We start from the raw sequence: 22,834 nt of genomic DNA on the forward strand, positions 1-22,834 counted from the left end.
GCAGCAATAAAATCTGTAAACTATGTATGAGACTTCGGAGAATGTGGTAGATAAAGAAAAAGGCACAGGTAATAAACGGCGGGTAAGTTCGCAGCCATTATTGCCCCAACAGGTTCCCGCTGGTTCAACAGCCGGTGATGGATATAATATGTATCCCTGTCATGGGTTGGGCGCTGATAAAATTTTCAATGGCTACAACTCCCTGGCCCAATGGATGAGCGGTTATAAACAAATTATAATCGATGGCTATGGTGGTATTTTCTGGAAAGAGGTAAAGCAATGCCTGCACACCGCATTGGAGGCAAAGGGCGTAAAAGTACATTGGATAGATGTGAGCGGGTGTATGAAAAAAGAATCAACCATCGATGAGATGGTGGCGCCCTTCCTGGGTACCGAAGAATCGGTGTGGGGTACGAAGTGTAATTTCAGGCTGAGTGATTTTTTCAATATGAATGAATTGCTTTCACTGGAAACTGCGGCGGATGCTGATATTACCATTGTGTATGGTACCGGCGCCGCCATGCTCTCCTGGGATGCCCCGGTTGTTTATCTCGATCTGCCAAAGAATGAGATCCAGTACCGCATGCGTGCCGGCAGCATCACCAACCTGGGTAGCAAACAGCTTACCCGTTCTTCAAACATGTACAAACGGTTTTATTTTGTTGACTGGGTAGTGCTGAATGAATATAAAAAGAATTTACTCCCCAACATCACCGTGATAGGGGATGGCCAATGGAAAGAATCGCTGAACTGGATGCTGGCCGGTTCTCTGCAGGAAGGACTATCGGCAATGAGTAAAAGCGTCTTCCGGGTACGGCCCTGGTTTGAAGCGGGCGCCTGGGGTGGGCAGTGGATGAAAGAACGCATCAGGGAATTGAATAAAGACGAAGTGAATTATGCCTGGTCGTTTGAACTGATCGTTCCTGAGAACGGACTGGTGTTTGAAAGTAATGGCAATTTGCTGGAAGTATCCTTCGATTGCCTGATGTTCCAGGAAAACGACAATGTGCTCGGCCGGCATGCGGGTTTGTTCGGGTATGAATTCCCGATCCGGTTCGATTTCCTGGATACCTGGGAAGGCGGTAATCTTTCTATTCAATGTCACCCTACCTTACCATATATCCGTAAAAATTTTGGTGAAACCATCACGCAGGATGAAACCTATTATATTCTCGATTGCAAGGAAGACGCACAGGTATACCTGGGTTTCCAGGAGGGCATCGATCCCAAAACTTTCCGCGCCGTACTGGAAAACAGCAAAGCCAACAAACAGGAAGTAGCCATCAATGAATATGTTCAGGCGCACCAGGCATCTAAACACGACCTGTTTTTAATTCCCAATGGAACGGTGCACAGCGCCGGGGTAAATAACCTCGTTCTTGAAATAAGCGCCACGCCTTACATATTTACTTTTAAAATGTACGATTGGCTGCGCTTAGACCTTAACGGCGAACCCCGGGCCATCAACATTGAACATGCTTTCAACAACCTGAACTTTGAACGAAAAGGGGAGCAGGTTAAAAAAGAATTAATCTCAAAACAATCGGTGATCGGGCAGGGGAATGACTGGCAATTGGTACATTGCCCTACTCATCCGGCACATTTTTATGATGTGCACCGGATTGAATTCAACACCCGGTTTACGGTTGAAACAAATAATACCTGTCATATATTAATGCTGGTAGAAGGCAGTGCTGTGACGGTTGAAACAGGGGATGGGGTTATTACCACATTTAATTATGCCGAAACTTTTGTGATCCCTGCTGCGGCAACCAGCTATACACTCATTAACCGGGGCCCCGGCGTTGCAAAAGTGGTAAAGGCTTTTTGTAAAGAAAATATAACTGAACTAAAATAATACCAGGAAACACTATGAAAAGATTGTTATTGTTTGTAGCTATGAGTAGTTGCGTTATGGGTGCATTTGCTCAGCAGAAAGAACCGGTTGAATATGCCGATCCTTTACTGGGAACTTCTGAATCGCGCTGGATGTTGAACCCCGCCGCTACCATGCCCTTTGGGATGGTGCAGCTGGCGCCCGATAACCAGGGCGGCGTTTGGAAATCAGGTTATGAGTATACGCTGAATAATATTGGCGGCTTTAGTCATATCCATTCCTGGACCATGGCCGGCTTATCGGTTATGCCTACTGTTGGGGCATTGAATACGCGCAGAGGCCCTGCTGACGGTCCCACTACCGGCTGGACTACCGGTTACCGCTCCCGTATTTATAAAGAAACGGAAAAAGCCAGTCCGGGTTATTATGGCGTGAAGCTCATGAACGGTGATATTACTACCGAACTCACCAGCACCACCCGTGCGGGTTTCTTCCGTTTTTCTATTCCCGAAGAAGAAGACCTGCACATTCTGCTCGACCTGGATATTCCTTTTGAGAACACCGCCGAGATCCTGGATGCAAAGATCACCAAAGTGAGCGACCGGGAAATTGAAGGCTATTCAAAACAAAAATGGGCGTGGCAGGAATACGTCGTTCACTTTGTGGTTCGGTTTAACCGGCCTATTGAAAGCTTTGGCGGCTGGAAGGGCAATCAAACTATAAAAGATGTAAATGAAGTAGCCGGCAAAGGCCGTATGGGCGCATTTGCCAACTTCAAAACGAAACAGAACGATGTGTTGTTGATGCAATCAGCTATTTCACTGGTAAGCATAGAAAATGCCCGGTTGAACCTGGAAACAGAAATGAACCCTTTCAACTGGAATTTCGATGCGGTAAAAGACAATGCGAAAAAAGTATGGAATACGCTGTTGAGTAAAATACAAATAGAAGGCGGCACCGAAACGGATAAAAAGAAATTCTATTCCAACCTGTACCGGTCGTATTGCGCCCGTACTACCTGGAGCGATGTGAACGGCAAGTATGTAGATGTAAATGAAAAGATCAGGCAGGCCGATTCGCCTGTTTATGGCAGTGATGCCTTATGGAATACTTTCTGGAACCTGAACCAGTTGTGGTCACTGGTAAATCCTGACCTTACCAACAACTGGGTGAAGTCGTTACTCGAAATTTATAACACCGGCGGCTGGTTGCCCAAGGGCCCTGCGGGGATAGAGTATTCCGGGATTATGGAAGCTTCGCATGAAATTCCGCTCATTGTTGGCGCCTATCAAAAAGGTATCCGCAATTATGATGCGGAGAATGCCTTCAAAGCCATGCTGCACCAGCAAACAACGCCAGGTGTGGTAACGCCCGAAGGTGGCTTTGCGGGCAACAAGTTTTTTGAGTCATACATGAAACTGGGCTACGTGCCCAATGAAGAAGGCCAGGTTTCCAACACGCTCGAATATGCGTATGACGATTGGTGTGTGTCGCAACTGGCCAAAGCGTTGGGTAAGAAAACCGAATACGAACAATTTATTAAACGGGCCGGCAATTATAAAAATGTATTCGATACAGCTACCAGGTACATTCGCATGAAAAATCGCGACGGTTCCTGGGTGAAAGACTGGAGCCCGTATTGCTGTACTTCTTTCAGCGGTCCGGGGTATTTAGAAGGCAATGCCTGGCAATATAGCTTTTTTAATCCGCACGATGTACAGGGCATTCTGAACCTGATGGGGAAAGATGAATTCAACAATCGCCTCGAAGAAGGATTTAAAAAATCAACGAAGTTTAATTTCAATGCCGAAGGCGATCTGTATGATCGGGTTCCCATCAACCACGGGAATCAACCCAATATGCAGGCGGCCTGGTTATTCAATTATTCCGGAAAACCCTGGCTCACGCAAAACTATACGCGCGAGATCATGAACCGGTATTATGGTTCAACCCCCTTACATGGCTGGCTGGGTGATGAGGACGAAGGACAAATGGGCGCCTGGTATGTGATGGCGGCGATGGGGTTATTTGAAACAGATGGCGGCGCTTCGGTAAAACCATTTTATGAGATTGGCAGCCCGATCTTTGAAAAGGTAACCATTGCATTGGACCCCGCTTATTACCCTGGTAAAAGCTTTACCATTGAAGCGCACAATGTATCGGATAAGAACCGCTATATACAATCGGCCACATTAGATGGAAAGCCATTGAACAAACCCTGGTTCTATCATTCAGAACTGGTAGATGGCGGCTCGCTGGTATTGGAAATGGGACCGGAACCCAATATGAACTGGGGCAGCAAACCGGGTGATGCACCACCATCCATGTCGATGCCTGCCGGTTCCAAAAAAATAAAAAAATAATTCAACATAAGAAATGTACCTGCTATGGTAACTAACAATAAAGGCGCTAAGCTTTTTTTAATCACGCTGGTGGCATCGCTGGGCGGGTTGCTGTTTGGGTTTGATATGGCGGTGGTATCTGGCGTACTGCCTTTATTAAAAGCGCAGTTCTCCCTTTCGGCAGGATTGGAAGGCTGGTTTGTGTCCTCGGCATTGGTAGGGTGTATTATTGGCGTGGCAGTTTCAGGTGAGCTGAGCGACCGCCTGGGTAGAAAGAAACCATTGATCCTGGCCTCGCTGTTATTTTTATTGTCGGCACTTGGCTGTTCTATGCTGCCCTCTTTGCCGGGCATTATTGTAGCAAGGGTGATGGGTGGCATTGGCATTGGGCTGGCAAGTAATGTAGTGCCATTATACATTTCTGAAATTGCGCCCAGCCGCATCCGGGGCCGGTTGGTAACTTATTATCAGTTAGCCGTAACGTTGGGAATACTGGTTGCCTATTTAACCAATGCGGCATTGCTGAATTATGGAATGGCGCATACCAATGATGCACCAGGTTGGTTGCATACCTTGTTGGTTGATGAAGTATGGCGGGGCATGTTTGCTGTGGGAATAATACCCGCAGCCCTGTTCTTTTTTGGTTTATTTATAGTACCTGAAAGTCCGCGTTGGTTAAATCGACAATCTGACAACAAGATCTCATATCGAACGTTGCTGGAACCGCAATGGCGCAAAGCACTGATTATAGGCATTCTGTTACCGTTGTTCTCGCAATTCAGCGGCATCAATGCCATCATTTATTATGGGCCCAGTATTTTGAACAATGCTGGCATTTCGCTCAGCAATTCTCTAATAAGCCAGATCATCTTTGGCGGGGCCAATATGTTGTTCACATTAATTGCCATCTGGAAGGTGGATAGCCTTGGCCGGCGGCCTTTGTACCTGGTTGGTACAGCGGGTGCCACTATTAGTTTGTTGCTGACCGGCATTTGCTTTTTTGTGGGCGCTACTACCGGTTGGGCGTTGCTGGTTTGTGTGCTGGCATTCCTGGCTTCTTTTGCCTTCTCCATAGGACCATTGAAGTTTGTGGTGGCGTCAGAAATATTTCCCGGTGCTATCCGTGGCCGGGCCATGGCCATCAGCATTATGGTGATGTGGATTGCCGATACCATTGTGGGGCAGTTAACACCTATCCTATTAAAAAGCATCGGTACAGCTTTTACCTTCTGGTTGTTTGCGGGCTTTTGCCTGATCGCTTTTATTACGGTATTTAAATTGTTGCCGGAAACAAAAGGCCGGTCGCTGGAACAGATAGAAAAAGACTGGAAAAACGAAGAGAAAGAAGATGACCTGTATGTACCCGTTGGCCATTAAACAAATAATGAAATGACAAACCCTTCCATTGTTATAGGTGCAGATATCGGCGGATCACACATCACCGCCGCGCAGGTTGATTTGACCAGTCATCAATTGATCACTTCTTCGCTGGTGCGGTTGCCGGTGAACTCAATGGCAACCGCACAGGAAGTAATTACAACCTGGGCGCAGGGCATTAAACAGGCCATGCAACAACAACGGTTTGAAAAGATCTGTCTGGCAATGCCGGGTCCCTTCGACTATGAAGCAGGCATTTGCCTTATCAGCGATCAAAACAAATACCCGTTGTTATATGGGCTGAACGTAAAGGAATTACTGGCGCCGGTATTGGAGGTGACCACCAATGATATTCACATAAACAACGACGCCGCCTGTTTTTTGCAGGGCGAGGTATTTAGTGGCAAGGTGAAAGGTTATCAGCATGCGGTGAGCGTTACCCTGGGCACCGGATTGGGAACGGCTATTTATGAAAATGGAGCAGCCAGGAGCGCTGATCGCTGGAATATGCCTTTGCTTGATAGCATGGCAGAAGAATATTTGAGCACCCGCTGGTTTGTAAAACAATATGCAGCCGTCACCGGTGAACAGATCCATGGAGTTCGGGAACTGGCTGCACAGGCTTTGTCGAACAACCTGGTAAAAGGTTTGTTTGCGGAGTTTGGCAAGAACCTGGCAGTCTTTTTAAACCGGTTTTTGGATGAAACGGGTGCAAAGGCCGTGGTTATTGGCGGGAATATCACCCAGTCGTACCCGCTGTTTAAAAATGCATTGTTAGCGGGCATGGAAAGCCGTCATGCCGATGTGTTCATCACCACCTCGGTACTGGGCGAACTGGCTGCCGTACTGGGCGCCGGAAGTTTTTGTTGTCAGCAACCCAACTTTATTTAAGACCTATTCAAAAAAACAAGCGTTTTGAAAAAAGAATTGTTTGCCATAGTTGCCATGGTCATGGCTGTTAGTGTGCATGGACTGGCACAAAACTCCATCAACCTTACTCAATATGTTGATCCCAATATAGGTACGGCGCATTGCCGCTGGTTTCACTATACGCCGGGCGCTGTTCCGTTTGGGATGGCCAAACCTGCTCCATCCACCAATGGGTCTTACGGCAATGCGAGTGGCTGGGAAGCAACCGGGTACGATACCCGGCATCAGTCCATAGAAGGGTTTCCCAATTTTCACGAATTCCAGGTAGGGGGAATTGTATTTGCACCCATAACCGGGAAACTGCAAACAACTCCTGGTAAATTGGAAAACCCGGATGAGGGCTATCGCTCGCGGTTTGATAAAAAGGATGAAACGGCAACAGCAGGTTATTACGCTGTGCTGTTGAAAGATTACAATATAAAAGCAGAACTTACTTCCACCAAAAGAGTGGCCTTTCATCGCTATACCTTTCCCAAAAGTAATGAGTCGCATATTCTGTTCGATATAGGGAATAAACAAGGAGAGAGCGGACCCGTAAAAGATGCCAAAGTATTGCTGCTGCCCGATGGCCGCATAGAAGGATTTGTAACTACGCTGCCAGTGTACGTGCAGAAGTACCAGCCGGGCGCTGCAGTAACGATGTATTTTTCTGCCGTGGTAGATAAAAAGCCAGCTGCGTATGGCGTATTCAGTGGTAATGAGGTAACAGCAGGTAAAAATGAAATTACGGGTAAGGGCGCCGGTTTGTATTTAACCTTTACCACCAGTGAGCAGGAAGCCATCACGATCAAAGCCGGGTTGTTGTATACCTCAATAGAAAATGCCCGGCTCAACCTGCAACAGGAAGCAGCGAAGCTTTCGTTTGAGGAGGCAAAACAACAGGCGCATGATACCTGGAATGAATACCTGGGCAGAATTCAGGTAGAAACAACCAACCACGACAATTCCGTAAAATTTTACACGGGTTTGTACCATGCTTTATTGGGCAGGGGATTAGCCAGTGACGTAAATGGAGCTTATCCAAAAAACGATGGCACGGTAGGGCAGATCCCGCTCGACAAAAATGGCGTTCCCGTACATAATCATTATAACACCGATGCGGTATGGGGCGCTTACTGGAACCTTACGCAATTGTGGGCGCTGGCCTATCCTGAATATTATGCAGATTTTGTAAAAAGCCAGTTGCTTATTTATAAAGACGCCGGCTGGCTGGCAGATGGGATTGCCAACAGCCGCTTTGTATCGGGCGTGGGCACCAATATGGTGAGTATTGTATTTGCCGGCGCCTACATGGCCGGCATAAAGAATTTCAATGTACCCGAAGCTTATGCTGCCGCGCGAAAGAATGAACTGGAGGGAAAAGACCGGCCGCGTGGCGCCGGCAAACCGGATGTGGACAGCTTTATAAAATACGGTTATGTAAACCATTTAGACAAAGGCAACAGCTGGGAAGAAGTGTGGAAGTTTTCTGCTTCGCACACCCTGGAATATGCTTTCAGCGCTTATGCTATGTCGCAATGGGCAAAACGGCTGGGAAAGGAAGCTGACTATAAAACATTTTTACGCCTCTCGAAAGGCTGGGAGCAATTGTTCGATCCCACCCTGAAACTGGTTCGGCCAAAATTGGCCAACGGTTCGTTTATAGATCATTTTGATCCCGCACAACCGTGGCGGGGATTCCAGGAAGGCAATGCCTTGCAATACACCTATTTTGTTCCACAGGACCCCAGGGCCCTCGTGGCAAAAATTGGCGCCAACACTTTTAATGCCCGGCTCGACAGTACCTTCACCATTTCGGAAAAAGCGCTTTTTGGCGGTGGCGCCAATATTGACGCTTTTGCCGGTATTGCCGGGGTATACAACCACGGTAACCAACCTGGTTTGCATATTTCCTGGTTGTTTAATTTTTCCGGCAAACCATCCCTCACCCAAAAATGGGTGCGCTCCATTTGTAATCAATTTTATGGAACAGAACCGGTGCATGGTTATGGGTTCGGACAGGATGAAGACCAGGGACAACTGGGCGCCTGGTATGTAATTGCCTCCATGGGTTTGTTTGATGTAAAGGGATTGACCGATGCAAATCCCCAAATGGGCATTGCCGGTCCCTTGTTTAACAAGGTCACTATTCAACTCAACCCAAAATATTACCCCGGTAATCAATTTATAATTGAAACAACCAATAACAGCGATCAACACCCGTACATTCAAACCATGCAATTGAATGGCAAAACCCTTCACCAGCCGTTTATTTCCTTTACGGATATTACGAAGGGGGGGAAGCTGTTGGTGAATTTGGGAGAAAAAATAGTGGATAAGTATTAACGAGTTTAAAGGTGAGTGGTGAGTGGTGAGTTTGCTCGCGGGGATCAACAGTCCTGAAAATTCGGAAACTCACTGACCACTCACCACTGACTATTTTGCACGTTTTGTTATTTTTCTTTTATACTTAGCCAGTTGTACCCAATAAATGATCCAGAATATAATACCTAACAATGAGGCGGCGCTTTTTATAGTGTCAATAGGTAAAATACCTACGCAAAAGCAGGTGGCATAAGCAATACCTACCGCAAAGGTGGGTCTTACGTTGGCAGGAATTGATTCTTCCGGCAAAATAGAATCGCCTACAGGTGAGTTCAATTCTGCGCGAATGGAATCGGAAAGCCTGCTGATTACAAAAAACTGCCATACAAGTCCGTAAACAGGGATCAGTTGAAGCCAAACCTTTGGCGGAGATAATCGCTGATTTTCAGGACGGATCTCATCCAACGTGCGGAATTGGGTAATGAGGAAAACCAGGCCTGAGATAAGAAAAACCAGAAGCGTTAATAACAACAAAAGAATTTCCGTTTTCGCTTCTGAATTCAAATCGTCCATAGTAGTAAGTTTTTTAAGGGTGCCGTAAAAATAGGTATTATCCGGGAAAAGTATAAATGCTGTCGTAAAACGTATAAGTGCACCAACGGGGAACTACGGAGCTTTGTGTTGTAAATAAAAACAATCGTTATGACAACAACACAAAACAAAATAGCCCTGGTAACCGGTGGTAGCCGTGGGCTGGGAAAAGAAATGGCGCTTGAACTAGCCAAAAGAGGTCAGGATGTGATCATCACATATTATTCCAAAAAAGAAGAAGCAGAGCAGGTTGCAAAAGAAATAGAAGCCCTGGGCCGCAAAGCAGCTGTGTTGTCCCTGAATACGGGTAAGGTAGAAAGCTTTGACGAATTTGTACAATCGGTTTCAGCTACGTTAAAAAGCAAATTTTCTACCGATCACTTCGATTACCTGGTAAACAATGCCGGTTCGGGATATGTGATCCCCTCTTTTGCTGACACCACCGAAGCCCAGTTTGATGAATTGATGAATGTGCATTTTAAAGGGGTTTTCTTTCTCACCCAAAAGTTATTACCATTTTTAAATGATGGCGGTGGTATTGTAAATGTTTCAAGTGGGTTAACCCGCACTACTTTTGCCGGCAGTGGCGCTTATGGCAGTATGAAATCGGCTATTGAAACTTTGACCCGCTACCTGGCCTTTGAATTAGGTGGCCGTGGCATCAGGGCCAACATTGTGGCGCCAGGCATTGTGCCTACCGACTTTAGCGGGGGCAGGTTAAGAAATAATCCCAATTTGCAGGAACACATTAAATCAATTACTGCATTGAAACGCCTGGCGCAGCCCGATGATATTGCCGGTGTAGTGGCCTTCTTATGTTCCGATGATTCCAAATGGGTAACTGCACAACGGATAGAAGCCTCAGGCGGCCTTCATTTGTAAAATTTGTTTACCTTACTATTATGGAATTCGTAGACATTCACTCCATCACGGAGTTGCATACTTTCTATGGGTATGAAAAACCTACTCACCCGCTTATTACCATCATTGACTGGGCTAAGGTGGACAGGAGCAAACGGCGGAAGGGTGATATTTATTACCGCCTGGATATGTATGCTATTGCCTGCAAAAAGGCCCAGGGTGAATTCAGGTATGGGCGTTCTACTTATGATTTTTCCGAAGGGTCATTGATCTTTATGGCGCCGCAGCAGGCTATTCAACCCGATCCTGCATTCGAGGTAAGAGAAGGATGGGCCATGTACATTCATCCCGATTTTTTGAATGCATCCAAAAAGGGCGCGGCATTGACAAATTTTTCTTTCTTTGGGTACGATGCCAATGAAGCCCTGCATATTTCCGATGCCGAGAATAAGATCCTGGAAGAATGCCTGCACAATATTCAACGCGAAATTGTACAGAACCTGGATACGCATACCTATAACCTGATGCTGACAAACCTCGAACTGTTTTTTGGTTACTGCTCCCGGTTTTACGACCGGCAGTTTTTAACGCGGGTGAAGGTGAGTAACGATACCCTGGAGAATTTTGAACGGTTGTTGAATGAATATTTCGCGCAGGATACATTAATAGAAGCTGGATTGCCGGATGTGAAATATTTTGCGTCGCGATTAAATCTGTCGCCAAACTATTTATCAGACCTGCTTACAAAATACACGGGGAAACCAACACTGGAACACATCCATTTAAAGATGATAGAAAAAGCCAAGTCGCTGTTGTGGAGCAGCGACCTGGCGATTTCAGAAATTGCTTATAACCTTGGTTTCGAACATCCTTCGCACTTTACGAAGATCTTCAAGTCTAAGACTGGTAAATCACCAAAGGAGTTCAGGCAGAATTAATTCGCATCCCACCATACCTTCGTGTATATTAAAGCGATGCCTGGGAAATTCGCATTTCTTGTTACTTCCGAGTTGGGATATATTAAACGTTCAGGCATTCTTCCTGCTCCTATTGAACTGGCTGCAGAAGTGGTAAAGAAGTCAGGGTAATTCGTACGGCGCCATTCAGTCCAGGCTTCAAAACCCTGGTTGCCCGTCATCGCCAGCCATTTTTGTATAATGATGGCCCTGATCTGTGCCGTTGTGCCACCCGGCCATTGCGCGGCCGGCGCTGAGGCCAGATAGGTAGATACACCCGGTACATTATAAGAAGCAAAGCTTGCCTGTATACCTTTGGTGAATAAAGTCTGTGCAGGCACGCCTGTATTCAGCCAGCCCCTAACCACCGCTTCTGCCTGTAAAAAATAACTTTCGGCAGCCGACATAAATTTAACCGGGGCGTTGGCGGATTTGTCGTTCAGTCCATTGGCGCCAACAGCAGCGGTGGGCAATGAGATGGTATCATTCTGGGCGTTGCCACGGTAAGCTCCCTGCTTAAGGCCGATGATGGTATCAACTGTGTATGCAGTAGTGGAATAATTAAAAAAGACAGGCTCCCTGGGGTCATGATTTTGTGTCATGAATTTGGTTACGGTTTCACTGGCCACCATGTTCTGCGTGCGGCCCAGCCCAAGCATTTCAGAGAACAGCGGATTTTGATTACCACCAATCGTACTATAATTGATTTGGGCATCGGTTTCGAGGAACATGGTATTGGCGCCGCTTAAAGTGGCTATGCCCGCTGCTGCTTTTTGTGGCGCTACTTCCGACAACCGCAGGTATGCGCGCAGTTTAAACGTATTGGCAAAACGCAGCCATTGTTCCATATTTCCCTGGAAGATGAGGTCGTCGCCGGAGGGCGTTACTTCTGCATTCACATCTATTAATGAAATGGCGCGGTCTACATAAGCAAAGATGCTGTCGTACACCTGTTGTTGCGGCGTATACGTGGGATTGGTAATGTTAGGCGTGGCGGCCTGGGTTAAAGGTATATCGCCAAATGCATCGGTGGCTAACTGCATGTCGTAAGCTTTCATCAAAAGCGCAATGGCGGTATATTGATTTAAGCTCTGTTTCCCCTGCGTCATGTTCAGTATTTCCTGGATGTCCTGAAGTGCATCGGGATACATCATGCGCCAAACCCGGTCAAAATCGGTAGTGGTGCTGGCGTATTGTTCTATGCTTCTGTATTGTGAAGACGTAGGATTTTGTGTCCAGTATTGCGCCCAGAAACTGCCATAGATCTGAAGCGGGTTGCCCAGTACGTGACCGATAGCTGCCTGTACCGCAGGCAGCAACAGGTCGGGTGAAGCGGTAGTAGACAAATTAGGATTGTTATTGGTGTCCAGGTATTTCTTACAGCCGGCAAGGCCGATGACGCTAACGGCCAACAGCACCAGGCAGCTTTTCTTTATATATTGAGTTGTCATAGTAAAATCTTTTAACGGTTATAAAGTAGCGCTTATATTAAATCCAAAATTCCGTTGGGAGGGCTGTGCGGTGAAGTCGAAGCCCTGCAGATTGGTAGCGCCCGCCGAATTGATCTCGGGGTCAACGTATTTGTTGGAAGATGGCACCCATAAGAAGAGGTTGTTGCCGAATAAACCAATGGTGACATCACCAAAGGGCCCCTTTTTAAGCGCGCTTTTCTTCAATTTATAACTCAGGCTAACTTCCCGCATTTTAATATAAGAGGCATCGAGCACGTTGCGGCCGTAAGGCTGGTCGGTGAAAAAATTCTGCGGTAACATTTTGATCGATGTATTTTCAACCAGTTTGCCGGTGGCGTCACGATATACTGAGTTGGGAAAAACATAAGGCTCACGGCCATGTTCGGCAGTTTCCCAGGCTGTGCCATTGAAATCGATGATGTCTTTGGTGCGGGAAACAAATTGTCCGCCATACTTTCTGTCGAAAAGCACATTCAGGCTCCATTGTTTGTAACGTATGTTGGCGCCCAGGGAGGCTACATATTTGGGATTGTAGGAACCAAAATAAACAGCACCGGTTGTTACAAGTGGAAGCCCGGTCTTTGGATCAACGATCACCCTGCCCTGGTCGTCATGCTGAACATCCACACCATAAAATGTACCATAGGGTTTTCCTTCGGCCGCTACGGCTGCCATGTCTGCCAGTCCGCCCAATGAAACCTGGGTTACACCTTCCTGTTGCAGATCCACCACCTTATTCCGGTTGCGGGTATAGGTTCCATACAGTTCAAGCGAAAATCCTGAAGATGTGCGAATGGGTGTACCCCGCAAGCTCAGTTCTACACCTTTATTTTCTACAATACCGCCGTTGATCACTTTACTGGTAAAGCCCGATGCTTCAGCAATAGGAATGGTCAGGATCTGGTCTTTTGATCTGTTTTTGTAAACGGAGAAGTCTACATACAGGCGATTATTCCAGAGGTTCATTTCGGCGCCCACCTCATAAGCAGTGGTGATCTCTGGTTTTAAATTGGGGTTACCAATACGGCTGTACCGGGAAAGGCCTGGTACGCCATTAAAAGGAAAAGTAGTACTGCCAAAGCTGCCATCTACTTCAGCCCGGGCGTAATAGTTGTTTAACAGGAATGGGTTTGCATCGTTACCCACCTGGGCTACACTGGCCCGTAACTTTCCATAATTTAAGATGTCGCCGATCTTTCCGTCTTTCAGCAATTCAGAAAAAACAAACGAAGCGCTGGCGCTGGGATAAAAGAAAGAATTGTTGTTTTTGGGCAGGGTAGAAGACCAGTCGTTACGCGCGGTAAGGTCAAGGAACACCAGTTCTTTCCAGCCAACCGTTAATTGTCCATACAAACCCATTAAACGCCGCTGGCTGTACTCGTTGTAATTGTATAACGGACCGTTGCTGTTATCGAGGTTATACCAGTTGGGAACAATTAGTCCGAACGATTCGTTGGTACTGGCATCCAGCAGGGAAGCCGTCCGTTGCCGCAGGTTGTGCCCGACCATAAGGCTGGTGGTAAAATCGCCGAAATCTTTTTTGGCAGTCACCATCAGGTCATTCACCAGTTCACTTACATTAAATGTATTTTCCCGGTACTGTCCCACTTCGGAGTGAAAGTTCGAGCGGTCATAATTTCCTGTTGTTTCATCCCACGGAAAGTAGGTGAACTTGGGGTATTTAAATCTTCTGCGGTCGCTGTACACATCGGCGCCGAAGCGTTCTACGATGTTCAACCATTTCAATGGCTTCCAGTTTACAGTGAAATTACCCACCACGCGGTCCACATCGTTTTGATTCTTGTAGTTCTCCAATAACCAGTAAGGGCTTACGGTATAAGCCGCGTAAAAGCCATATACCGGTTCACCCCGGTCGTTCAAAAAGCCATAGCCGTAGTAGGGATTGTTCAGGTCACCCATTTTATCGAGAGGTATGTTACGCGGGGTCTGCAACACGTTGTCATAAACGGAGCCGGGGCCCTGCCCGCCCTGCACCAGGTTGCTGTTTATGCGGCTGTAATTGATACTTACGCTGGTGGAGATATTGTTGCTCAGGTTGGCAGTACCATTAAACCGGACGTTATACCGGTTGTAACTGTCTTTATTACCAGGCATGATGCCATCATTGTTCAAACTGTTAAGCGACAGATAGAACGTTGTTTTTTCGCCTGAACCGGAAAATGAAACGGTATTACTGATACCTTTTCCCAGCTCAAAGAATTTCTTTTCATTGTCCTTGGCGGCAGAGTAAGGCATGGTTAATCTTTTGCCGTTGATCTCCTGTCCCCATTCTATTGTTTTGCCGTCAAATGCCGGTCCCCAGCTAAAATTTTCTCTGGGATCGTTATAATATATATTACGGCCGGTGGTGGTATCCGTGCCTATGTAATATCCCTGCCCATATTCATTTTGCATCTTGGGCAGTTTCAGGATGTTGGAAAATGTAACGGTTGAACTAACAGTCACTTCATTTTTTGATCCTTTTTTTCCCGACTTCGTTGTAATAACAACGGCGCCGTTTGAGGCGCGGGAACCGTAGAGGGCTGCGGCTGTTGGGCCTTTCAGGACGGTAATGGATTCAATGTCTTCGGGATTGATGTCGTTTCCCCGGTTACCGAAGTTAACAGTACTTCTGGGGTCAACCACGCCGCTGTTTTGTGAAGTGCGCAGATCACTTCCGCCCAAAAAATCGGAGTTATCAATAGGTACGCCGTCTATCACAATAAGCGCCTGGTTATTACCGCTGATGGAAGAACCTCCGCGTAGTACAATGCGGGTAGAACTGTTGGGTGCGCCGCCCACACTGGTAATATTAACGCCAGCCACCTTGCCCTGTAAAGCGCTTAACGGACTGGTGCTACGGCCATTCAACAGTTCATCGCTTCTTACTACTGGCGCCGAATAGCCCAGTGAGCGTTTGTCGCGCCGGATGGCATTGGCGGTAACAATGGTTTCCATCAGCTGTCCTGCTTCAACCTGTAAGGAAACATCAATAATGGTACGGTTTTTTACCGGCAATTCCATAGACTGGTAACCAACAATGCTGAAGACAAGCGTGGCATTGCCATCTACGTTGTTGAAGCGGTACAAACCTTCTGCATCTGTTGCGGTACCGGTAGTGGTTCCCTTTACAGTTACAGAAACGCCCTGCAAGGGTTGCTGGTCATTGGCGCCGGTAACTTTTCCGCTTATGGAAATAAATCGTTTACCGGGATTGTCGTTCGCTGTTGTGTGTAATGATAATAAGGTGAGAGAAAAGAGAAGGATAATACATGGAAAGCTCATCGAGTTGCTTTGGTTGGCATCGCTGCTTTTCATACACGGTTAGTTTAAATGGTGCACAAAAGATCTACAAGGCCTGGTGTTATGTTTTATGCCATGGCTATAATAGATAGTTAACAAAATAATGGCAGAAAAATTCATGCCCCGGGGGCTATCAACTATGCTTGAAGTAGAGATATTATTTAAGTGGTGTGATGATGAAAAATATGCGAAAGTTCATTATTCGTTATGTACTCTTCTATAATAAAAAAGCATCCCGACGATTCGGGATGCATCCAATTTGAAAAATAAGCCAATCTGTCGTACTTGTCCTTCCTTATTTATACCTTTTTAATGTTATACTACATGCACCGAGATCTTTGAGGCGGTGGTGTTGGGTGATATAGAAGCCGCGCAAGCCAGTGTTGCTGAAATAGTGAAAAAAGAAGAGTCGGCAAACAGGAAATTCCATGTACTGATTACCGGGATGTTTGCAGATGTAAAACTGAAGGCAAATAAGTTCTCCATCTTTAAATCAGACATGTATGAGAACCATTACCTGTTTGGAAGTATTTTAAAGAAACGTGATTCGCATATTGAAGAACTGACAAAGGACATTCTCATTTTGGGTATCAGCCAGCATGAAGTAAAAATGATGAACAATGCAGAAATGGGGTTGTGGGCAAAAATGATAAACCTCACCCTGAAGGCGATCGGCAATAAGATGTTCATGGAAGACGATTTCAATTTAGCTGAAAATCAGTTGAGCTTTATTGTCGATTCACTCTTCAACGGGGTGAGGTCCTGAAAAATTTAAGCTACCTACACACGGTTCCGGCCAAATATGGCCCCGCGTATTAATGCAATGATCAGGGTAAATACTGCTGATCCCACTACTGCCCATACAACCGGAAATGTTTTTCCACCCACTTTAATAGCAAAGATCTCGGGCAGTCCGAATTTACCGGCGATCCATAGTCCAATATAGGCGCCAATAAAACCAACGATGATGGACACAAAACAACCGCCCAGATCGTAACCGGCAAGAGACTGACCAACGCCTCCGCAGATGGCGGCAATAACTAAAAGTATAAGCAACTCAGTGAGTGTCATAGACAAAGGTTTTTTTAAAAATAAGCAATTGCAATTTGAATGCCGCAATTAATGTTTAACTTTGCATCTATTCAAAACAAGGTCAAACCTGTGTTATGTAATTCTCCCCACATATAATCCTTTCTGATTGAGCGCGCTACGTAAAGCGTGTTCCCTTTATTCTTTTTTTTATACCGATAATATATGCAATCCGTAAAATACGGTCGCACGTATCATTATCCCTTTTCGCCGGGCACTACCAGCGACGACCGGATCAATTTTGATTACTGGAGCGACCTTCAACAAATAAAAACGGTAGTACATACCGAAAAGCTCGACGGTGAGAACAACTGTTTGAGCAAATGGGGCGTGTTTGCGCGTTCGCATGCTGCGCCCACTACATCGCCCTGGACAGCCACCCTGCGCGAATTCTGGCAACTGGTGAAAAACGACCTGGGCGATCTGGAAATATTTTTAGAGAACCTGTATGCCGTGCATTCCATCCGGTACCAACAGTTGGAGCACCATTTCTATGTTTTTGCCGTACGCGAAGCCGGGCGCTGGTTAAGCTGGGAAGAAGTAACATTTTATGCCGCCCTGCTGGATCTGCCAACCGTACCGGTGATTGGAATAGAAAGTACACCCGTTAACCGGTTGCTGTTCGAGGAAAAGTTATTGAACATAACCGGCACCGCAGGTGCATTTGATCCCATTGATACGGCAACAGAACAGCCCTGTACGCTGGAAGGCATAGTAAGCCGCAATGCGGTTGCTTTTCACCGTGATGATTTTGCGCACAACGTATTTAAATGGGTGCGCAAAGGGCATGTAAAAACAAATGAGCATTGGACCCGCAACTGGAAGCGGGCGCCATTGAAAAACGAAGGAGGTAATTATGTGGACTTTAACAACCGGTAAGGACTGGGCCTCCCTGCGCGAACAGTTCAACTGGGTACGTGACATGGAAGATGTGCCGCAGGACCCCGTGCATCATGCCGAAGGTAATGTGGCTGTTCATACCCGTATGGTACTGGAAGCCTTGCAACAACTGGAAGGGTATAAGCAACTGCCTGCGCAGGAGCAGGAAGTCCTATGGGCAGCCGCCCTGTTGCACGATGTAGAGAAACGCAGCACCACGGTGCACGAAGCAGATGGCAGCATTACCTCCCGGGGTCATTCAAAAAAAGGCGCCCTTACCGCGCGGCAGATCTTATATACGCAAATACCCGCGCCCTTCTTTTTAAGGGAACAGGTGGTACAGCTGGTGCGCTATCACGGCATGCCCATTTGGGCCATTGAAAGAAGCGACCCTACGCGAATGATCATTGAGACCAGTGAACTGGTAAACACCCGCCTGCTTTCGCTGCTGGCAAGGGCCGATGCATTGGGGCGCAATTGCAGCGATCAGTCGGAGCTATTATACCGCATCGACCTGTTTGAAGCCCTTTGCCAGGAACAGGATTGCTGGGGACAACCCAGAGGCTTTCAAACGCCGCATGCGCGGTTCCATTATTTTTATAAGGAAGACAGCGCACCCGGTTTTGTTCCCTTCGATGATTTTGGTGCAACGGTGGTAATGCTGTGCGGACTGCCCGGCGCTGGTAAGGATACCTATGTGCAACAGCATTATAAAAACTGGCCGGTGATCAACCTCGATGAGATCCGCCGGAAGCACAAAATTGCGCCCACCGACAAAAGCGGCAATGGCACCATTGTTCAGCTGGCCAAAGCGCAGGCCCGCGAATACTTACGCCGCAAACAGCATTTTGTCTGGAACGCCACCAACATTACCCGGCAAATGCGGGCGCAACTGGTGGAGCTGTTTGTTACGTACAAAGCGTATGTAAAAATGGTGTATGTAGAAGTTCCGTATGCAAGGCTGCATGCGCAGAACAAAGACCGGGAGGCCGTGGTGCCGAAGCATGTGGTAGATAAGCTGGTGTCCAAGTTGGAAGTGCCGGCGGTTTGGGAGGGGCATGAGGTGGTTTTTGTAGCGGGTTGACACGTTAACACGTTGACACGTTGACGTGTATAGAGGGGGGAAGTGGAATTAAGTAGCAAGTTGATAGAGTTGATAGAGTTGATGGAGGGTACCGTCTGCCATCTTCATCATGGCACAAATTCACTGCCGTTAGGCCTACGCACTCTTTCAACTATAAAAATGTATTTAAGGTATCGAAAAGGTACCCACAGATCGTCGTAGCCAGTGCCCGGGTTGTAGCTATGCAAACAAAGTTTGTTGGTAGCTGCATTTATTTCAGTAGGGCATTTCAACAGGCAGAATTGTTCGCCGTGAAAATCGATGATAAAAACCAGGGGGCGGTTCAATGGAACTTCCTCCAGGTTTTTTATTGGTAACAGTCTGCCCAGCACCATACTGCCGCCGGGGATCGACCGCTCCGAATGGTCATTCATGCTATCGCCCTGGTTAGGGAACCAATAATACTGCTCACCGGCAATTTTATCCGGTGCATCCAGGTAGTATTTGGGTTTGCCCAATGCTTTTTTCAGTTCCTGTTCTTCCTCATTGCTAAGGGATGCCAAGCGTACCGGTTTGTGCAATAAAGGTACGGTTTAACAGGCTAGGGGAGCGTGGGCGCTGTTAGCTTCATGATCGTTACCCAAATAATGCTGGCCAAAACCAGTAACATGATCCACATGCGATTCTTGGTTTTGCGATCGACGTTTTTATTTTTTTGAATCAATACCAGGCTCCAGATCATCAATCCTGTTAATAAAGTGCCGGCAACGCCTACTATAATTTTATTGTTTAGCAAATAAACACAAAGGAAAAGCCCCAGCCCGGCAAGCGGCAATAGAACACGGAGCATGTTTTTCCAGGCGTTTTTTTTGAGAATGATGGGATGTATTTGCTGCAGAATGGCTTCAATTTGTTCATAATTCTCAATTTGCACGGGGATAATAATGGTGCCGTTTTTTCTGCTGCCTTTGATGGTAAAACCTCCCTTGGGGTGTTTGGCAATTTCAATCACTTCCGAAACTAAAATAGAAATATCGGGCGTGTTCAGTTGTTCCCGGCAAATAAGGGTATCTGAAATAGTCAGTTCATAGCTTTCCAGCAGTGCTCTTTGCCTTTTTATTCCCCGCCAGATGGAAAAGCCACATAAAGCAGTTATAAAAACAATAGGAATAAGATAAAAAGTAATGCTTACATAGGCGCCGCCCCCCTGAATGTTAAAGATCGTGATCCAAATGATTATAGGTAAGAGTACAGTGGGAATTGACCTTTTCAGGAACTTTTTGGTAAAGCCTTTAGTATTGATCTTGAACGTTTGCATACGTGCCCGGTTAAAGGAGTTTGGTTACAGAATAATACAACTGTAACGAATGCGGTAAAAAAATAGTACATCACAGCGATAAGATATTCCATTTTTTAACGTTGCTACTGCTCTAATTTGCTATATGCGATTGCTTAGCTATGTTCACTCCTCTGATAGCTCTGTCGCCCCCCTGTACGAAATAATTTTCACCAATTGTTTAGTTCAACCTGCAAGGTTGTAGTGTTTACAAAGAAGATAGTGATTGAATAGCCGCGCAATTTTTTATTATGGTTCACTCACTCTTTTACGCAATTTTCGTCCCGGTATTCATACCGGGACTTTTTATTTAAACCTCGTTCATGTTAAATGGCAGTTTTCTGATACGCTTGCCCGTTAAATCAAAAATTGCATTGCACAAGGCCGGTGCAAAGGGTGGTAAGCCCGGTTCGCCAACGCCGCCGGGTTTTTCTTCGTTCTCCATAATATATACCTCAATGTCGGGTACATCGGGTATGCGTGGCATATGGTATTGATGAAAATTGGTCTCCACTGCCTTGCCATCGGTAAAATGGGTTTCATGCGTGGTGGCGGCGCCAAGGGCCATTACAATACTGCCTTCTACCTGTTGCTTAATGATATCGGGATTCACATACCAGCCACAATCCATTACGGCAACGATCCGGTCTATCTTTAATTTGCCATCTGCCTGTTTGGATACTTTTACGGCTTCGCCTACCATACTTTTAAAACATTCGGTGATGGCAATACCCCAGCCGGAATTTTTTTCGCGGGTGCGCCAGCCGGTTTTTTCTTCCAGCATGGCCATCAGTGCTTCGGCGCGTTCATCGCGCAATTGCAGCCGATGGAAATCGAGCGGGTCAATTTTCGCGGCATGCGCCAGTTCATCCATAAAACTTTCATAGGCAAATCCATTGGTAGAAGAATAAACCGAACGCCACCACATAACAGGAATAGGCGATTCGGTAGGCACATCGGAAAAACTATAATGTTCAAGCCCATTGATAAATACTTCCGGTAACCCTTCCATAGTGCTGCCATTGAAATTGCTCTTATTGGCATGGGGCCATTGATGGTCCATATTCTGCGCCGCCATTTTGGTTTGAAAGGCGGTGATGCGTCCGTTTTCGTCCATGCCTGCTTTGCAGGCATACACGGCGCCGGGGCGGAAAGGCCCCTGTGTCATATCATCCTCACGTGTCCACACAACCTGTACAGGGGCTTTTATTTCTTTTGAGATCACTACTGCTTCGGTAGTGTAATCGGTAAATGCTTTTCTGCCAAAACCACCGCCGAGGAAAGTCATATTCACCGTAATATTTTCTAAGGGTATTTTCAATCGTTCGGCCAGGTCGCGCTGGATCCAGTCCGGCCCCTGGATAGGCCCCCATACGGTGATCTTGTTATCCTGCACATCGGCTACACAATTCAGCGGTTCCATACAGGCGTGCGCCTCGTAGGGTGTTTCATAAATAGCTTCCAACTTTTTGGCGGCTTTGTCGTAAGTGGCGTCAAAATTACCACCGGTGCGTTGTGATAAACCGGGTTTGTTCAGGTCTTCCTTCATGCGGTTGTACAGGGCGGCGGTATCCAGGTGTTCAAGCCCGGTAGTATCCCATTCTACCTGTAAGGCTTTGCGGGCCTGCATAGCAGCCCAGGTATTGTCGGCCACAATGGCAATGCCTTCCCTGATGGAATCAAACACCGGCATTTGTACTTTAAAAACATGTTTTACGCCGGGCATGGTTTTCACGGCGCTGTCATCATAACTTTTAACCTTTCCCAAAAAGTAAGGACATCGTTCTACCACGGCATACAACATGCCGGGTAATTTTTTGTCGAGCCCGAATTCAGCCTTGCCATTCACCTTGGCCGGGGTGTCCTGCCGGGGCAATGGTTTGCCGATGATCGTATAATTTTTTCGTTCCTTGAGGGCAACCTGTTTGGGTGGCGTGAGTTTGGCGGCTTCTTCTACCAGCTCGCCATAACCGAGCTTTTTACCACTGGGGCTGTGAATGACTTCACCGTTTTGCGCATAACATTCAGTTGCAGGCGCATTCCACTTTTTTGCAGCAGCTTCTACCAACATTTCGCGGGCAGTGGCGCCGGTTCTCAACAAATGTTTATAGGCGCTGCGTACCGTAGAACTGCCGCCGGTGGTTTGACTAAGACCATATTTAGTTTGATCTCCGGAACCAAACGCGATCGACACCTGGTCGAGCGACACTTCCAGTTCCTCGGCAATCATTTGCGGCACTGCCTGAAAAGCACCCTGGCCCATTTCGGCCCGGTGATTGATGATAGACACCTTACCGGTTTTGTCGATAGAAATAAATGCGTTCAACACAATTCCAAGATTTTCGGCTGTTTCCGCAGTTATAATGGAGCTCTCTTCTGCCAGTGCAGGAAAATAAAAACCTATAGTTAATGCCGCACTGGTAAGACTGGATAGTTTCAAAAACGCGCGGCGATCGATGGTATGTTTGGGTTGCATAACTCGGGTTGATTAAAA

At 46.7% G+C, this 22,834-nt stretch carries 17 protein-coding genes; 10 read left to right on the top strand and 7 right to left on the bottom strand.

Annotated features, from left to right (window positions below; translation table 11 throughout):
* Window positions 1–22 precede the first annotated feature (22 nt).
* Genes NIAKO_RS02610 through NIAKO_RS02630 form a run of 5 tightly spaced genes read left to right on the top strand, consistent with a single transcriptional unit; the run spans window position 23 to window position 8,811 of the window.
* Window positions 23–1,858: a class I mannose-6-phosphate isomerase gene (locus NIAKO_RS02610; protein WP_014216840.1), complete on the top strand. Its 1,836-nt coding sequence runs from the start codon at window positions 23–25 to the stop codon at window positions 1,856–1,858.
* 14 nt (window positions 1,859–1,872) lie between these two features.
* The gene (locus NIAKO_RS02615; protein ID WP_014216841.1) at window positions 1,873–4,200 is read left to right on the top strand and encodes a GH92 family glycosyl hydrolase; all 2,328 of its coding nucleotides are present in this window, start codon (window positions 1,873–1,875) and stop codon (window positions 4,198–4,200) included.
* A 24-nt stretch (window positions 4,201–4,224) separates the two neighbouring features.
* Entirely contained in the window at window positions 4,225–5,556 is a 1,332-nt protein-coding gene (locus tag NIAKO_RS02620; RefSeq protein ID WP_014216842.1) for an MFS transporter, read from the top strand.
* 12 nt (window positions 5,557–5,568) lie between these two features.
* Window positions 5,569–6,447: an ROK family protein gene (locus NIAKO_RS02625; RefSeq protein ID WP_014216843.1), complete on the top strand. Its 879-nt coding sequence runs from the start codon at window positions 5,569–5,571 to the stop codon at window positions 6,445–6,447.
* A 24-nt stretch (window positions 6,448–6,471) separates the two neighbouring features.
* Entirely contained in the window at window positions 6,472–8,811 is a 2,340-nt protein-coding gene (locus tag NIAKO_RS02630) for a GH92 family glycosyl hydrolase (protein ID WP_014216844.1), read from the top strand.
* Between the two features lie 90 nt (window positions 8,812–8,901).
* On the opposite strand, the gene NIAKO_RS02635 is transcribed toward NIAKO_RS02630, so the two are convergent.
* Window positions 8,902–9,363 (bottom strand): hypothetical protein, encoded by a 462-nt coding sequence (locus tag NIAKO_RS02635; protein WP_014216845.1) that lies wholly within the window; start codon window positions 9,361–9,363, stop codon window positions 8,902–8,904.
* 129 nt (window positions 9,364–9,492) lie between these two features.
* Here NIAKO_RS02635 and NIAKO_RS02640 point away from each other — a divergent pair, with 129 nt between their 5' ends.
* Both NIAKO_RS02640 and NIAKO_RS02645 read left to right on the top strand, forming a co-directional pair.
* Window positions 9,493–10,263 (top strand): SDR family NAD(P)-dependent oxidoreductase, encoded by a 771-nt coding sequence (locus tag NIAKO_RS02640; RefSeq protein WP_014216846.1) that lies wholly within the window; start codon window positions 9,493–9,495, stop codon window positions 10,261–10,263.
* Between the two features lie 20 nt (window positions 10,264–10,283).
* A complete protein-coding gene (locus NIAKO_RS02645) occupies window positions 10,284–11,180 on the top strand; it encodes a helix-turn-helix domain-containing protein (RefSeq protein WP_014216847.1) in 897 nt (298 codons plus the stop codon).
* Here the strand turns inward: NIAKO_RS02645 and NIAKO_RS02650 are convergent.
* Complete coding sequence (locus NIAKO_RS02650; protein WP_014216848.1) at window positions 11,177–12,649, bottom strand: SusD/RagB family nutrient-binding outer membrane lipoprotein; 1,473 nt, start codon at window positions 12,647–12,649, stop codon at window positions 11,177–11,179. The two genes, NIAKO_RS02645 and NIAKO_RS02650, sit on opposite strands and share 4 nt — an antisense overlap.
* Before the next feature lie 18 nt (window positions 12,650–12,667).
* On the bottom strand, window positions 12,668–15,988 hold the full coding sequence (locus NIAKO_RS02655) for a SusC/RagA family TonB-linked outer membrane protein (protein ID WP_014216849.1): 3,321 nt from the start codon (window positions 15,986–15,988) through the stop codon (window positions 12,668–12,670).
* A 337-nt stretch (window positions 15,989–16,325) separates the two neighbouring features.
* On the opposite strand from NIAKO_RS02655, the gene NIAKO_RS02660 reads away from it, so the two are divergent.
* Window positions 16,326–16,739 carry a hypothetical protein gene (locus NIAKO_RS02660; RefSeq protein WP_133055398.1) on the top strand — a complete coding sequence of 138 codons (414 nt, stop codon included), beginning with the start codon at window positions 16,326–16,328 and terminating at the stop codon, window positions 16,737–16,739.
* 14 nt (window positions 16,740–16,753) lie between these two features.
* Here the strand turns inward: NIAKO_RS02660 and NIAKO_RS02665 are convergent, their stop codons facing one another.
* A complete protein-coding gene (locus tag NIAKO_RS02665) occupies window positions 16,754–17,044 on the bottom strand; it encodes a hypothetical protein (RefSeq protein WP_014216851.1) in 291 nt (96 codons plus the stop codon).
* Window positions 17,045–17,227: 183 nt separating this feature from the next.
* On the opposite strand from NIAKO_RS02665, the gene NIAKO_RS02670 reads away from it, so the two are divergent.
* Entirely contained in the window at window positions 17,228–17,941 is a 714-nt protein-coding gene (locus NIAKO_RS02670; RefSeq protein WP_014216852.1) for an RNA ligase family protein, read from the top strand.
* Complete coding sequence (locus NIAKO_RS02675) at window positions 17,919–19,025, top strand: AAA family ATPase (RefSeq protein ID WP_014216853.1); 1,107 nt, start codon at window positions 17,919–17,921, stop codon at window positions 19,023–19,025. The genes NIAKO_RS02670 and NIAKO_RS02675 overlap by 23 nt, the downstream gene beginning before the upstream one ends.
* 107 nt (window positions 19,026–19,132) lie before the next feature.
* On the opposite strand, the gene NIAKO_RS02680 is transcribed toward NIAKO_RS02675, so the two are convergent.
* From NIAKO_RS02680 to NIAKO_RS02690, 3 genes are all read right to left on the bottom strand, one after another.
* Window positions 19,133–19,567 carry a hypothetical protein gene (locus NIAKO_RS02680; protein ID WP_133055397.1) on the bottom strand — a complete coding sequence of 145 codons (435 nt, stop codon included), beginning with the start codon at window positions 19,565–19,567 and terminating at the stop codon, window positions 19,133–19,135.
* 38 nt (window positions 19,568–19,605) lie between these two features.
* A complete protein-coding gene (locus NIAKO_RS02685) occupies window positions 19,606–20,322 on the bottom strand; it encodes a hypothetical protein (protein ID WP_014216855.1) in 717 nt (238 codons plus the stop codon).
* 328 nt (window positions 20,323–20,650) lie between these two features.
* Entirely contained in the window at window positions 20,651–22,816 is a 2,166-nt protein-coding gene (locus NIAKO_RS02690) for a xanthine dehydrogenase family protein molybdopterin-binding subunit (RefSeq protein WP_014216856.1), read from the bottom strand.
* Window positions 22,817–22,834: the final 18 nt, after the last annotated feature.

This window comes from Niastella koreensis GR20-10 (assembly GCF_000246855.1).
In the GTDB taxonomy this organism is placed as follows: domain Bacteria; phylum Bacteroidota; class Bacteroidia; order Chitinophagales; family Chitinophagaceae; genus Niastella; species Niastella koreensis.

What these genes read in the sequence shown, in the direction of transcription:
- NIAKO_RS02635 (WP_014216845.1), bottom strand. Translation starts at nt 9,363, where the DNA reads ATGGACGATTTGAATTCAGAAGCGAAAACGGAAATTCTTTTGTTGTTA.
- NIAKO_RS02610 (WP_014216840.1), top strand. Translation starts at nt 23, where the DNA reads ATGTATGAGACTTCGGAGAATGTGGTAGATAAAGAAAAAGGCACAGGT.
- NIAKO_RS02650 (WP_014216848.1), bottom strand. Translation starts at nt 12,649, where the DNA reads ATGACAACTCAATATATAAAGAAAAGCTGCCTGGTGCTGTTGGCCGTT.
- NIAKO_RS02670 (WP_014216852.1), top strand. Translation starts at nt 17,228, where the DNA reads ATGCAATCCGTAAAATACGGTCGCACGTATCATTATCCCTTTTCGCCG.
- NIAKO_RS02655 (WP_014216849.1), bottom strand. Translation starts at nt 15,988, where the DNA reads ATGAAAAGCAGCGATGCCAACCAAAGCAACTCGATGAGCTTTCCATGT.
- NIAKO_RS02615 (WP_014216841.1), top strand. Translation starts at nt 1,873, where the DNA reads ATGAAAAGATTGTTATTGTTTGTAGCTATGAGTAGTTGCGTTATGGGT.
- NIAKO_RS02665 (WP_014216851.1), bottom strand. Translation starts at nt 17,044, where the DNA reads ATGACACTCACTGAGTTGCTTATACTTTTAGTTATTGCCGCCATCTGC.
- NIAKO_RS02620 (WP_014216842.1), top strand. Translation starts at nt 4,225, where the DNA reads ATGGTAACTAACAATAAAGGCGCTAAGCTTTTTTTAATCACGCTGGTG.
- NIAKO_RS02690 (WP_014216856.1), bottom strand. Translation starts at nt 22,816, where the DNA reads ATGCAACCCAAACATACCATCGATCGCCGCGCGTTTTTGAAACTATCC.
- NIAKO_RS02675 (WP_014216853.1), top strand. Translation starts at nt 17,919, where the DNA reads ATGTGGACTTTAACAACCGGTAAGGACTGGGCCTCCCTGCGCGAACAG.
- NIAKO_RS02640 (WP_014216846.1), top strand. Translation starts at nt 9,493, where the DNA reads ATGACAACAACACAAAACAAAATAGCCCTGGTAACCGGTGGTAGCCGT.
- NIAKO_RS02625 (WP_014216843.1), top strand. Translation starts at nt 5,569, where the DNA reads ATGACAAACCCTTCCATTGTTATAGGTGCAGATATCGGCGGATCACAC.
- NIAKO_RS02685 (WP_014216855.1), bottom strand. Translation starts at nt 20,322, where the DNA reads ATGCAAACGTTCAAGATCAATACTAAAGGCTTTACCAAAAAGTTCCTG.
- NIAKO_RS02645 (WP_014216847.1), top strand. Translation starts at nt 10,284, where the DNA reads ATGGAATTCGTAGACATTCACTCCATCACGGAGTTGCATACTTTCTAT.